We start from the raw sequence: 13,483 nt of genomic DNA on the forward strand, positions 1-13,483 counted from the left end.
GAACTACATCACCCTCTCGGACAACTCCGTATTGCTTTCGAAAACAATATTGTTTCTCTAACGACTCCGAAGGATTGCGGAGTCAGTCGATGTAGCCGAGGTCCTGCAGTCGGTCCTTCGCGTCGTCACTCATGTCGTCCAGCACGTCGTCGTCCTCGACTTCCTTCCACTCGCCGCCGACGCTCTCCTCGAACTCCGACAGCGCGCCTTCGAGTTCGACCTCCTCGTCGGTTCCCTCGCCGCGGGCGTCCTCGGTCTCGCCGGGGTCCGAATCGAGGTGGTAGAACTCGTCTCCGATTCGCTCGTTGCGGATGTACTTGGCGTCGGGGCGGCGCACAGCGCGCATCCGGGAGTAGAACCGCGAATCCGTGTCCAACTCGATACCGGCGTCGGCGGCCTTCTGCTCCAACTGCTTGAGTTCCACGACCGGGCGGTAGTACTCCACGAACGCGTAGTCGCCTTCCGCGAAGTCACGGTAGTCGGCGTCCAGAAGCGAGCGCGTCCGGTCGAGCGAGACGGCCGTCTCCGTCGGGTCGCTCGGCTCTGCGGCCTCGACGCCCGCGTGGTCCAGCACGGTGTGGTAGAGGTCCACGAGTTCGACCTGCTGGTCCTCGCGCTTGCCCGACTCCATCTCGGGGTGTTTGACCATCAGCGGGACGTTCACGAGGGGGTCATAGATACAGAACTCGTGGCCGTACAGGTCGTGTTCGCCGTGGAGTTCGCCGTGGTCGGCGCAGACGACGACCATGGTGTCGTCCCACTCGTCGTTCTCCTGCATCCACGAAAAGAGACGCTGGAGTTCGGCGTCGATGTGGCGAATCTCGGCGTCGTAGAGTCCTTCGATGGCCTCCCACTCGTCGTCGGAGATGTCCCGCGCGCCGCAGTTGTACTCTTTGGAGTTCTGACAGACTTTCGTGGAATCGACGCCGGGGGCGAACTCCTGTTTGTACTCCTCCGGGGGATGGTAGGGCAGGTGGGCGTCCATCAGGTTGATGAACGCGAAGTAGTCGTCGTCGGCGTCGTCGATGAACTCCATCGTCCGGTCGATGACCTGCGGGGTCTTCGAGTCGGCACCCTCTCCGGAGGCCGTGTACTCGTGAATTTTGTTGCCGACGCTGACGAGGTAGTCGGCGACCTTCCGCAGGGTCTCGTTGTCGTTCATCGTCTTCCACGCCTTCGCCAGCGGCCCCGAGAGGAAGTCGCCGGGCATGACCTCGAAGAAGTTGTCTTGGTCGTCGAACCCGTCGGTCAGGTGGGTGTAGGGCGTAATCCACGCGTTCGAGGAGTAACACGCGGTGTCGTAGCCAGCACCCGAGAGCGTCTCGGCCAGCGTGGTCGCGCCTTCCAGATAGGGGTTCTCTTGGCTCGCGCCGTGTTGGCTCGGGTACATTCCCGTAAACAGCGAGGCGTGAACCGGGAGCGTCCACGGAGCGGGGGAGACCGCCTGCTCGAAGACGGCCGCCTCGTCGGCGAACCGCTCCAGACCGGGGGTCGTCGGTCGGTCGTAGCCATAGACGGAGAGGTGGCTCTTTCGAACCGTGTCCATGACCACGAACACGACGTTCCCCGGTTCGTCGTCGTTGGTCATACCAGTACCGTCCAATCCCCGACGGGATAAATATCCTGATGTTAGCCGCGTTCTAAGGGAAGAATTACGAGGTTTCGAGGGCGGAAATACGGGCTTAGAAGGGGGCCTGCGGACCTTCGTCGTCCTCGCCGTCGTCACTGGTCTCGCCGGGGAACGAGGGACTCATGCCGCCGCCACCGCCGCCGCCGCCGTCCATGCCCGTGTCGGCGTGGACCGTCTCGATTTCGGGAATCTCCTTGACCATCCGGCTCTTGATGGCCTGAATCGTCATCGGGGAGATGCCACACCCACTGCACGCGCCGCCGAGTTGGATGTGGACCTCGCCGGTCTCTCGGTCGATGTCCTGAATCGCGGCGCTCCCGCCGTGCATCTGAATCTGGGGGAAGTTGCGTCGCAGGAAGTTACTGACTCGCTCTTCGAGGTCGTCGCCCTCGTTCTGAGTGTCGGTGCTCATGCGCCCGAGTAGGGTTCGTGCAGTCTTCAACCTTTTGCAGTAGGTGTTCGCCGGGACAGCAAAATACCAACTGAGGCGGACCGAAACCCGATTTCAGGCCTGCTCGAACCGAACCGGGAGCGATTCGACGCCGTAGACGAACGTGCTTCGAGTCGGGGTCAGGTCGGTCTCGACCAGTTCGACCGATTCGAGTCGGTCGAGGAGCTTCGAGAGGACCGTCTTGGCTTCCAAGCGAGCGAGCGACGACCCCAGACAGTAGTGCGTGCCAGAGCCGAATCCGAGGTGCTGGTTGGGCGTCCGGTCCGGCTTGAACGTGTCGGCGTCCTCGAATTTGCGCTCGTCGCGGTTGGCCGACCCGAGCCACAACTGCACTCGGTCGCCCTCCTCGATGGTCTTCCCGTGCATGGTCACGTCGTCGGTGGCGAACCGCGCCATGGTCTGGACCGGCGACCGGTAGCGCAGGGCCTCGTCGATGGCCGACATGAGAGCGTCGTCGTCGCCACGCAGTTCGCCGAACAGGTCATGGTTTCCGAAACACCGGATGGCGTTGGTGATGAGATTCGTCGTCGTGACGTTCCCGGCGACGAGGAGCAGGACGCACATCCCGAGGGCCTCCTCGTCGGAGAGCCGGGTCCCGTCGTCGCTCTCGGCGGTGGCGATGGTCGAGAGGAGGTCGTCCTGCGGATTCTCCCGGCGCTGGTTGATGAGTCGCAGGAAGTACTGGGCCATCTCTTGGTTCTTCTGTTGCTGGTTCTCGGCGATTTCGCTCTGCTCGTCGTCGGTCCGGGCCGTCTCGACGATGGTGTTCGACCACTGCTTGAACTGCGCGCGCTCGTCGGACGGAATCCCGAGGTGTTCCGCGATGGTGATGACCGGGTAGGGGTACGCCAGCGAGGTCACGATGTCCATCTCGCCGTCGGACTCCGCCAGAATCTGGTCGAGGAGGTCGTCGGCCAGTTCGTTCAGTCGGGGTTCCAACTCCCGGACGTTCTGGGGCTTGAACGCGTCGTCCACGACCGACCGGAGTTCGTCGTGTCGCGGCGGGTCCTGAAACAGCATCGTACTCTGCAAGAGTTCCGGTCCCTGCGAGGCCGAGGCATCGTAGTAGTCGGCGTTACTCGGGTCCACCGAGAAGTTGCCGTCGTCGTCCAGAATTGCCTTCACGTCGTCGTACCGAAACACGTCCCACGATTGGCGGTCCTCGTCGTACCGGACCGGGTTCTCGTCGCGCATCTCCCGGTACCAGTCGAACGGTTCCAGCCACGCTTCCGGGTCTTTGAGTTCTTCGGGAAAAGCCTTGACTTTTTGTGTGTCGATTGAAGACATCGTGGGGAGATTTCATCTAACACTACATTAGTTTTTATATACTCATTTAAAAATAGAATCGTGGATGAGTCGCGCGAGGTCGTTTTCTTTCGTCTTATTGCGATTTTTCGCCGTCGAACGCATTTGCATCTTCCAATAGTTAAAAATATCTGAAACGAATTCGCTCGGCGACCGCAGTTCTGCTCGATAGCGAACTTCGGGCGTATCATTTAAAATTCCGACATCTCGTGCAACAGAAGATATTAATATAAAAGATATGAGTTAGGAATATGGACGGAGAACAGCGTTTCCGCGACGACGGACTCATGACACCTTCCGACCTCGAAGCCGACACGGCGGACGCGACGTTCGACCGCTCGGTCGTCTTCGAGACGTCGGGGACGACCGGCGAGGCCAAGCGCGTGCCCTACACCAGCCGCGACTTGGTGCGACAGGCCCAACTCGGCGAGGACGCCTTCGAACTGCTCGGTCTCGGCCCTGACGACGCGATTCTCAACCTCGGCGCGCCCGAACCCCACATCTCGGGCCTCCTGCTGGAAATCGCCGCGATGGAGACCGGCGTCTCGACCTACAACCGGAGTCTGGCCGACTACGAGCAGGTCCTCGAAGGGGGCCACGCCGAGAAAATCACGACCGTCATCGGCCAACCGTTGTTCGTTCGGTCGCTCGCAGACGAACTCACTACCGACGAGCGCTCCGCGAAAGACCTCTTTCCGAACGTCGAGAAGGTCATCTCGACCGGCGCGAACCTCCTGCCCCCGGTCGAGGCCGAACTCCGACGCCTCTGGGGTGCCGACACGATTCAGGAGGCCTACGCCTCCACCGAATTCGGCTGTATCGCCGTCCGGCCCGACATGGACGACCGCTACGTCCCGATGAGCGACTACCACGAGTTCGAACTCCTGCCGAGCGACGCCGACGGCCCCGAGTCGCTGGTCGCCATCGAGGACATCGAAGAACCCACCACGGGGTCGCTCGTCATCTCGACCGGCAACCGGGAGGCCTACTCCTTCGACCGGTACGAAATCGGCGATGGTGCCCGCGTCGTGCCGACCGACGACGGCCCGCGACTCGAAATCCTCGGCAGGACGGACAACGCGGTCCAGTTCGGGGCCATCGTCCTCTACGAGGGCGAAGTCGTCAGCGCGCTCGACGCCGCCTACGGTGAATCGGTCGAAAACTGGCGGGCCGTCGTGGACGTGAACGACGTAGGCGAACCCGGCGTCACCGTCTACGTGACCGGCGACGGCATCGAGAACCGCTCCGACGAGTTCCGGACCGCCCTCGTCGAGCAGAGTTCCGCCGTCTCGACGGTGGACGACTTCGGCATCATCGACCACATCGACGTGTCGGTCGTGGACTCGCTCGCCGACTGCGAGTGGGCCGACGACGACTTCGAACCGCGTCCGCCGACCACCGCGAAGACGCTGTTCCGCGCCGACTAAGCCCTCGGACTCTGGCTGTTCTCTTTCCCGCTAACTCAGTCCTCGTCTCGTTGCAGAGCAATCGATGTCGCTTTTCCCACGCACCCTCCAATTCCGTATAGCGGCATGGGATTTACCATTACTCTGCGGGCGCAGATTTCGAACTACGCGGACACCGTTCCGAACGTCTCCGCGTCACGAACAGATGAAGACACTCATACAACGATAATAGAACGAATATTATGTTCTAAGACAATATGTGAAACTCTAAAACACATCTAGTTAATTTTTTGCGCCGAGCGCCGGACCGCGAATCGATGGTCGAACCCTCCGAAGACGTGACTCACTCGAACCGCATCGGGGCGCGGCCGACTTGCTTTAGCTTCGGAAGCCGAACAACCGACTTAGCTCTTCTTCGAGTTCTTCGACGTAGATGTCGAGGACCTCCTCGACTTTCTCGTCTTTCACGAGGACGCCCTTGATTCGGTCGCTCGGGTTTTCGGGGAGTTCGACGCGGAACTCGCCGTCGCTCTCGTAGAAGGGTTCGCTCTCGTTGAGGACCTGCTGGTCGATTGCGTGGATGAGTTCCGAGTCGTACTCCTCGTTGAGTCGGTTGAAGACGTTCTTGTAGGCTCGCTGAAGCTCGTTGAAGTAGTGGACGTACTTGTCCTCGAACTTCTCGGGGTCGAAATCGGCCATACGCCGGAGTTGGGCGAGGGTAAATAAAAGTCAGGCGGTGACGGCCGGCGATTCGTAGACCATCTACTCCCAAAGGGTATAAACCACATATGGCGATATGAAAAATCCGGGATGACGAGTTCCGACATTCATAGTCTTCCCTTAATGCGATAGTCGGAAATCGACTTATAAATCGATATATCGGTCCCTATTCACTGGAGAGACCGGTTTACAGGTCGAAATATTTTTATTCTTGGCCGATGCAGGGTTAACTGGTCCAGAAGCGGGCATCGATGCGTCATCCGACGCGCGTTATGCCCTTCTCTATCGAACTATCTCGTAGTCGTATGCATCGAATTGCTCACTTTCTTATCGAAAGGCGATGCTGAACATAATTTCATGAACCACACCTTCCGCCGAAAAGTTGAACTTGTAGAATAAGAATTTTTAAATTATCGTCTCTCAAACGAAGTACTGTCACCGATTTCTCGGTGACGCACCGATGCTCGCTTCTGGACCAAGCATCATCGGTTGCAGTGCAGTTACGAAGGCGTCAGCATTCGCGTCGATGACTGCCTTCGTAAAATTCGTGACAGCCATTGTAGGGCTGATTGCGGCCTTCATCGGGCTCGTAGCGGCCCTACTCAAACTGGCTACGGCCATCATCGGTGTGGCCGTTGCGATAGTTCAACTGCGCGCTGCACTCGACTGACCACGGGGTCACGGTAGGATTTCCCTGCCCGCTGGCCCCTCGGGGAAGTTGGTCCACGGGCTCGGTAACTGACGAACTCGATCCTTTCCCCGTTTTCTCGGCACCTCACTGGAACCGCTCGTTCTGCTTACCCCAACTGCTCGCCCACGAGTTCGTCGGCGAGTTCCACGAACTCGGCTTCGGCGCCCTTCGGAACGGTCGCACCCGCCGCGACGTTGTGGCCGCCGCCGTCGCCGCCGACCGCTTGGGAGGCCTCGCGCATCACCACCGAGAGGTCCAGTCCCTGCCGGGTGAGACCGGGCGTGCCGCGCGCCGAGACTTTGACCTCTTTGTCGTCGTCTCCGTCGCCATCTTTGCCGGCGTCGGCGCTGGCGTCGTCGTCCGTCTTGTCGGCGAAGGCGAGGATGGGCGTCCCCCGGTCGATACCGTCCGCGCCGACCGCCATCCCGGCGATGATGCCTACGATGGTCTCGCGGATTTCGTCGCCCGCGTGGAACCACTGGACGTTCTCCTCTTTGGTGACGCCCTCGCGCTTGACGTATTGGAGGCCCTGTGAGAGGTTCTGGCGGTGGTTCGACAGGAGATTCCGGGCTTCCTCCAGCGCCTCGTCGCGGTAGCCCAGACAGACCGCGAGTCCCACGTCGGCGCGCTCGTACCGGGCGGTGGCGTTCAGCAGGGTCGAGAACTCGCTCACGTCTCGGAGTTCGGTGCCCTCGGGTTCGTCGGTCAGGGTGTAGGCCGTGCCGAACAGGCTGTCGATGCGGTCGGAACTGACCCCGCGAGAGACCGCGTGCTGGAACAGCGCGTTCGAGACGGTGCTTCGCTCGTCCTCGGTCAGGTCCACCCAACAGCGCCACTCGCCCTCGTCGTCCTGCAAGTCCACGTCGAGACCGTCCAAAAATCGGAGGGTACCGTTCTCGTTATTCGTGATGCCGGGGATGTGGGCGTCGCTGGCGTATTCGAGCATCTTGGGGAGCGGTCGGGTCTGCTTGCCGTACATCGAGAGGTCGGTGGTGGTCTCGACCACGCCCGCGGCGACGCCCTCCTCGACGATGGACTGGTTCGCGCCGACGAGTTCGCCGTCGGTGGTCTGCATGTCACCGACCGCGCCGACGATGGCGAGGCCCGCCAAGTCCCGGTTGTCGGTCCCGTCGGGTTCCAGCGCCCGAGCGAGGACGTAGGCCGCGCCAGCGCCCGACAACTCCGAGGAGCCGTCGATGTCGAACAGCAGGGGATTCAGGTGGAACTCGGTGTCGGGGTCCGCCGGCTGGTGGTGGTCGGCGATGACCGGCGTGAACTCGTCCGCCTGCTCGTACTCGCTGATGATGTCCAACTGGCCGCTCCCGAAGTCGGTGAACAGGACCGTCTCGTAGTCGGTCTCTGCGATGGCTGAGACCTCCTCGGCGTCTAACTGCTTGGCGAAGACGGTCTCGAAGGGGATGCCGGCGCGTTCGAGGGCTTGGGCGGCGACCGCGGCGCTCGTCAGTCCGTCGGCGTCGATGTGCGAGGCGAGGAGAACCTCCTCGGCGTCGCGGAGTCGGTCGGCGCACGCATCAGCGCGCTCTGCGAGGGCGGGAACGGGACCAGCGGAAGCCATTCGGCCGGAGGTAGGTCGGTATGGTTTATAAACCTCTGGCTCTCCGGAAATGCGGAAACGAATAGCCTCGGATAGGGTCCAGTAGATTTGGGAGAATCGTGGCGCGCGCTGGCGCGGCCCGAAGTGGCCGCGCCATTTCGCGCGAGGGACGTGGCCGCCTTGCGCGGCCACGAGGTTGGGGAGGCGTGAGGCCCGCGGTCGCAGGGCGGTGGGGCAGACACCGTTGCTCAAGCCTGAAGCTAGCTTCCTCTCGTCTTTCACCCTCTCAATATCTGTAGCTTTTCGAGTTGCACTATCGTCTAGTTCCGTCGAGAGACCTTTCCCGCGAACCAACGTACAACCGCCGAAAGCGTGACAGAACCCGTCTTTCGGTGTCCAGACCACGGCTTCACGACCGCACCCGAGAAACCGAACGCGAAGTGCCCCGAGTGCGGCGCAGACGCCCGAAAAGTCGTCTCGGGTGACCGGAGACGCCGCCTCTCGAAGTTCGTCAGCGGCGTGCTCCGACACTTTCCCGACGACGCCGGCCTCGAACTCGACCGCGGCGGGTGGACCGACTACGACGGCCTCGCGCGCGTGGTGACGAATAAATACGACTGGGCCGACCGCGAACTCCTCGGCGCGGTGGCCGAGACGGACCCGAAGGGACGATTCGAATTCGGGGACGATGCCGACCGAATCCGCGCGGCTTACGGTCACTCGGTGGACGTGAATCTCGGCGTTACGTCCACTGCCGACGAACTCCCGGACCGACTCTACCACGGCACCGACCCGGCGAATCTGGCCTCGATTCGCACCGAGGGTCTGAAACCGATGGGCCGCCAGCAGGTCCACCTCTCCGGGACGCCCGAGGAGGCCCGCGAGGTCGGCCGCCGACACGCCCAGAACCCGGTCGTCCTCGAAATCGACGCCGCCGCGATGCTGGCCGACGGAGTGGCGATTGTGAAGCGCGGCGAATCGACGTACACCTGCGAGGCAGTTCCGTCGGAGTATCTGGATGTCTGAGAGGGATAATCTGCGTTTCTAGGCACGCTTCTTTCTGTCTTTAAGAAACTATATCCTTCGTTTAGAAATTGTAGAAACAACTACGATGGAACTACAACCACAGTCGAACTAGCTACTGCTTGCGCGACTCGTAACCGCACCGTCCCGCCACCGCACAGCACCGCGCCCCGTGCCTCCCCGCCGTCGCGGTCGCCGCTGGCGACCGCTCGGCGCGTCCCGTGGTCGGTGAAAATTCACGAACCTTCCGGTGGTCGGCGAACGGGCGCGAAACGCGACGAATCGAAATCGACTCGCTCTCGCCCGAATCAGTCGTGATACGTCGGCGCGGCGGTCTCCACGACCTCGCAGGCCAGTTTCTCGAAGTCCGCGACCTCCGGAACCACGTCAACCTCGATTCCCTCGGATTCGGCCGTCTCGCGGGTTGGCTCGCCGATTGCGCCCACGACGGCCTCGTTCAGGCCAGCGATGGCGTCCTCGCGGATACCGCGCTCCTCTGCGGCGTCGAGGAAGTGGGCCACCGTCAGCGAGGAGGTGAACGTCGCGGCCGCCAGTTCGCCCTCGGCGGCGAGGACGGCCGACTCGCCCGACCCCTCGGGCCGGACCAGTTCGTACAGCACCGTTTCGTGAACGTCTGCGCCGGCCTCGGCGAGGCCGTCGGTCAGGACGGCGCTCCCGTGGTCGCTCCGGGCGACTTCGACGCGCGCACCCGCCACCTCGTCGGCGAGGACTTCGACCAGTCCGGACGACGTGTACTCGTCCGGCACGACATCGACCTCGTACCCCGCGTCCCGAAGCGCGTCGGCGGTACTCTCGCCGATGGCGCAGACGGTGGCCCCTTCGGGGTCCCACCCGGCGTCGGCGGCCAGTTCCACGCCGGTCTTGCTCGTCAGAATCACGTACTCGCCGTCGTCGGGCGCGTCCCCGGTCGGTCGGACTTCCAGCATCGGGTCGGCGACGGCCTCGGCACCGAGCGAATCCAATAGCTCCTCGGCTTCCGCGAGGCGCTCGTCGTCCGGGCGGAAAATCGCGACGCGAACGTCTCGGCTCATTTCCCGCCCGAGGCCCCCTGTTCGCGCTTGGCTCCTCGCTCGGAGCTATCTGCCTTCGCGGCCTCGATGAGGTCGTCAGCGCCCTTCGACGCGAGGTCGTCTGCGAGGGTCTTGGCGGCCGAGACGTGGTTTTCGACTGGCACGTCTCTGCTAGCCTCGATGACCTCCGACCCGTCCTGCGAGAAGACCTGCACGTCAACGTGGACGTTCTCGCCCTGAATCAGGCCGTGGACCCCGATGGGCGCGACGCACCCGCCGCCGAGTTCCGCCAGCACCGTGCGCTCGACTGTGGTCTCGACCCGCGTCCGGGGGTGGTCCAGCACCGTGTTCAGGTCCTCGGCGAGTTCGCTGTCCAGCGCCGTCACCGCGAGCGCGCCCTGCCCCGGCGCGGGGACGAACTGGCTACTCGGCAGTTCGACGTATTCGAGGTTGTGCGCCAAACCACTGCGTTCGAGTCCGGCCTGCGCCAGCACGATGGCGTCGTATTCGGTCTCGACCTCTCGCTCCAGCGCCCGGCGTTCGACCTCTGCGAGGCCGTTAAACCACTCCTCGACGCTCTGGTCGAACTCGCCTTCGTACTCCTTCTTGTGGCCCTTCTGGGCCATCGCCTTGTCCGACTGCTTTTCCTTCTCGGCCTCGGTGCGTCGCTCGTGTTCCTGCTGGAGGGCGGGAGCCAGCAACTTCTCGGCCCGCGTATCGACGTTCCCGCGAAGGGGTTCGACGTTCAGGTCCTCGCGGTAGTTCAGCAGTTGGGCCTTCCGCCGGAGGCTAGAGGTCCCCACCGTCGCGCCTTCGGGAAGGTCGTCCAACTCCTTTCCGTCGGGCGTCACCAGCACGTCGTTGGCGCTGGCGCGCTCCGGGATGGCCGCGACGACCAACTCGTCGGGGCTGTCGGTCGGCATGTCCTTCATCGAGTGAATCGCGCCGTCTAACTCGCCGTCCAGCACCTTCTGGTCGAGGCTCCGGACGAACGCCCCGGTCTTGCCGAGGCGGTGGATGAGTTCGTCCTGAATCTCGTCGCCCGTCGTCGCTACTTCTGCGAGTTCGACCGCGAAGCGTCGGTCCTCGAGGGCGGCCTTGACCTCGGCCGCCTGCCGGAGCGCGAGGTCCGACCCCCGCGTGGCGAGGCGTATTTCGGTCCCGTGTTTGCTCATGTGAGAGAGTCGGCGTCGGGGGTTGAAACACTTGTTCGTTTTTGCGGCCAACTTAAAGAGTCACCACGGCACGTCGGGAACCCCGACCTTCTCGCGGCGCTTCCAGAGGTAGTACACCGCGAAGGGGACGCTAACGACGAAGCCCAGAATCACCGGAAGCGACGGTGGGAGGTCGAGCAACACCGCCAGCACGCCGACGACCAGCAGGACGACGACGCCGAACGCCGCCTTCAGCGCCTGTCGCATCGGGTTGGGTGCCCAGTTCCCGCTGGTGCGGTTCACGTAGTCGGCGTCCTTGTAGACCGCGAACGGGAAGTAGGCGGTCAGAAAGAGGAAGGGCACGCCGAGCGCGACCAGCGAGAGGTTGACCACGTTCGCGGTGAACCCGAACGCCTCCCACGAGGAGGCCACCGCTAACCACGCCAGCGCCGTCACCCAGAGGACGAAGGCTGACGGGATGGCGGCCACCCAGTACCAGTGGTGCGAGCGTCGGCGTCGGATTCGGCCGCTGTTCGCTCGTTCACTGCTCATGTCGCCTCGTTAGGAGCGAGGGCCTAAACCGGTGTCGTCACGGTGCGGGAGGTCTTCGAGACGGACCTACAGCACTTCCTTGTAGGCTTCCAGCGTCTCCGCTACGTCCTCCTCGGTGTGGGCGTGGCTGATGAACTGGGATTCGTACTGGTTGGCGGTCAGGAAGACGCCCTGTTCTTTCATCGCGGGCCAGAACAGCCGTTCCCATCGCTCGGTCTCGGCGGCGTTCACGTCGGCCTTGTTCTTGGGGCAGTAGTCGAATCGCGGGCAGTCGGGATTCTGTCGGCACCCGGCCTCGCAGTGGCCGTCTCGGTCCCGAGGACCGTCGCGGGTGAACACGACCTTGAACATGCTGTCGTAGCCCGTGACGGTGTACTCCGGCGCGCGGTCCTCGAGGAGGTCGGTCAACCCTGAGCGCATCTGGTCGCCGAGGTCGGCGAGGCGGTCGTACACGTCGTTGTCCGCGGCGTAGCGCAACATTTCGAGGCCCGCGGTGAGCGAGAGGGGATGGCCCGAGTAGGTCCCGGCTTGGAACACGTCGCCGGTCGGGGTGAACGACTCCATGATTTCGGCGGGACCGCCGACTGCGCCAACCGGGAACCCGCCGCCGATGACCTTGGCGAAGGTCGTCAGGTCGGGCGTGACGCCGAACTTGCCTTGCGCGCACTGGAGGCCGCCGACGCGGAATCCGGTCATCACCTCGTCGAAGATGAGGAGCGCGCCGTGGTCTTCCGTAATCTCTCGGAGGGTGTCGAGGTAGCCCTCGACCGGTCCAATCGAGGCGCAGTTACCGAGAATTGGCTCGGTGAGGACGCCCGCGATTTCGTCGCCGCGGTCCTCGAACACCTCGCGGACCGCCTGCTCGTCGTTGAACGGGACCGTGATGGTCTCCTCGGCGAAGGCGTCGGGAATCCCCGCGGAACTGGGCGACCCGGTGCCCCCGGTCTTGCCCTCCACGAGGGTCGATTCCTGCGCGCCGTGGTAGCCGCCCTGCGTGACGACGATTTTGTCCCGACCGGTGTAGCCTCGCGCCAGTCGGACCGCGGAGGTGGTAGCCTCGGTGCCGGAGTTGACGAACCGGAGCATCTCGACGCTCTGGACGTGACGGGCGATGAACTCCGCGAGTTCGACCTCTACCTCGGCGGGCGCGCCGTACATCGGGCCGTCGGCGAGTTGGGACTGAATCCGGGATTCGACTTCTTGGGGCAGGTCGTGGCCCAGAAGCAGGGGACCGTAGCCCATCACGTAGTCTACGTACTTGTTGCCGTCGGCGTCGATGACGTGCGCGCCGTCGCCCCGTTCCACGAAGAAGGGGTAGGGTCTGACGGCTCTGACCGGAGAGTTGACGCCGCCCGGAAGGACCGAGAGTGCGCGGTCGTACAACTCGCGGGAGTTCTCGTCGTGCATACCGACAACTTCTGGTTCGTGGGTAAAGTCGATTTCTGTCTGCGTGGCTTTCTCTCGGCGAGTGCCACCACGGTTTCAACAACTGTTATATCGTGACCCCACCTCGGTTGGTTCAAGATGGTCGATGCGCCACAGGAGCCACAGGAGAATCTGGACGAGGAGCTAGACGACATCTCGGACGACTTGGAGGACGTGAAGACGGACGTTCGCGGTCTCATCGACCAACTCCGCGACGAGACCGACGCGCCGCTCCGCCTCGCGGTCCGGTTCAGCGGCGACGAGTCGGACGTGCTGTTCATCCGGGAGGACGTGCGAGAGCAGTACACCGACGCCGAACTCGAAGACCGCATCGAGACCATCGTGATGAAGGGGCTGGGCGACCCGCCCCGCGAGCAACCCCTGTTCGACTTCGGGACCCTCGACGCCACGATTCGCTGGTACGAGAACGTGCAGGTCGCCCACTTCCCCTACCGGGAGTGGTCCGGCCTCGCGTTCGTCTTCGACCGCCGGGAGTCGCCCATCGTGGACTTGGCGAAACGGCACCTTCAGGACGAGTAG

General features: G+C 63.1%; 12 protein-coding genes. 3 read left to right on the top strand and 9 right to left on the bottom strand.

Annotation, left to right across the window (positions count from 1 at the left end):
* Positions 1 to 82: 82 nt before the first annotated feature.
* From P2T57_RS12630 to P2T57_RS12640, 3 genes are all read right to left on the bottom strand, one after another.
* Positions 83 to 1,588 (bottom strand): sulfatase, encoded by a 1,506-nt coding sequence (locus P2T57_RS12630; protein WP_276299568.1) that lies wholly within the window; start codon positions 1,586 to 1,588, stop codon positions 83 to 85.
* A 94-nt stretch (positions 1,589 to 1,682) separates the two neighbouring features.
* Entirely contained in the window at positions 1,683 to 2,042 is a 360-nt protein-coding gene (locus P2T57_RS12635; protein ID WP_276299569.1) for a NifU family protein, read from the bottom strand.
* A 93-nt stretch (positions 2,043 to 2,135) separates the two neighbouring features.
* The gene (locus tag P2T57_RS12640; RefSeq protein ID WP_276299570.1) at positions 2,136 to 3,368 is read right to left on the bottom strand and encodes a cytochrome P450; all 1,233 of its coding nucleotides are present in this window, start codon (positions 3,366 to 3,368) and stop codon (positions 2,136 to 2,138) included.
* Between the two features lie 305 nt (positions 3,369 to 3,673).
* On the opposite strand from P2T57_RS12640, the gene P2T57_RS12645 reads away from it, so the two are divergent.
* Positions 3,674 to 4,813, top strand: a complete 1,140-nt coding sequence (locus P2T57_RS12645) for an AMP-binding protein (protein ID WP_276299571.1) — start codon at positions 3,674 to 3,676, stop codon at positions 4,811 to 4,813.
* A 357-nt stretch (positions 4,814 to 5,170) separates the two neighbouring features.
* Here the strand turns inward: P2T57_RS12645 and P2T57_RS12650 are convergent, their stop codons facing one another.
* Positions 5,171 to 5,491 carry a DUF5783 family protein gene (locus P2T57_RS12650; RefSeq protein WP_276299572.1) on the bottom strand — a complete coding sequence of 107 codons (321 nt, stop codon included), beginning with the start codon at positions 5,489 to 5,491 and terminating at the stop codon, positions 5,171 to 5,173.
* A gap of 818 nt (positions 5,492 to 6,309) precedes the next feature.
* Positions 6,310 to 7,779 carry a RecJ family nuclease gene (locus P2T57_RS12655; protein ID WP_276299573.1) on the bottom strand — a complete coding sequence of 490 codons (1,470 nt, stop codon included), beginning with the start codon at positions 7,777 to 7,779 and terminating at the stop codon, positions 6,310 to 6,312.
* 351 nt (positions 7,780 to 8,130) lie between these two features.
* On the opposite strand from P2T57_RS12655, the gene P2T57_RS12660 reads away from it, so the two are divergent.
* Positions 8,131 to 8,784 (top strand): RNA 2'-phosphotransferase, encoded by a 654-nt coding sequence (locus P2T57_RS12660; protein ID WP_276299574.1) that lies wholly within the window; start codon positions 8,131 to 8,133, stop codon positions 8,782 to 8,784.
* Between the two features lie 305 nt (positions 8,785 to 9,089).
* Here P2T57_RS12660 and P2T57_RS12665 read toward each other — a convergent pair whose 3' ends face one another.
* The 4 genes from P2T57_RS12665 to hemL form a co-directional block, all read right to left on the bottom strand.
* Entirely contained in the window at positions 9,090 to 9,833 is a 744-nt protein-coding gene (locus P2T57_RS12665) for a uroporphyrinogen-III synthase (protein ID WP_276299575.1), read from the bottom strand.
* Complete coding sequence (gene hemC, locus P2T57_RS12670; protein ID WP_276299577.1) at positions 9,830 to 10,987, bottom strand: hydroxymethylbilane synthase; 1,158 nt, start codon at positions 10,985 to 10,987, stop codon at positions 9,830 to 9,832. Before hemC ends, P2T57_RS12665 begins: the two co-directional genes overlap by 4 nt.
* A gap of 60 nt (positions 10,988 to 11,047) precedes the next feature.
* The gene (locus P2T57_RS12675; protein WP_276299578.1) at positions 11,048 to 11,518 is read right to left on the bottom strand and encodes a hypothetical protein; all 471 of its coding nucleotides are present in this window, start codon (positions 11,516 to 11,518) and stop codon (positions 11,048 to 11,050) included.
* Positions 11,519 to 11,584: 66 nt separating this feature from the next.
* Entirely contained in the window at positions 11,585 to 12,925 is a 1,341-nt protein-coding gene (gene hemL, locus P2T57_RS12680; RefSeq protein ID WP_276299579.1) for a glutamate-1-semialdehyde 2,1-aminomutase, read from the bottom strand.
* Positions 12,926 to 13,042: 117 nt separating this feature from the next.
* Between hemL and P2T57_RS12685 the strand changes: the two genes are divergently transcribed.
* Positions 13,043 to 13,483, top strand: coding sequence for a DUF7522 family protein (locus P2T57_RS12685; protein ID WP_276299580.1), 441 nt, complete (start codon positions 13,043 to 13,045; stop codon positions 13,481 to 13,483).

The organism is Halorussus lipolyticus (genome assembly GCF_029338375.1).
In the GTDB taxonomy this organism is placed as follows: Archaea; Halobacteriota; Halobacteria; order Halobacteriales; family Haladaptataceae; genus Halorussus; species Halorussus lipolyticus.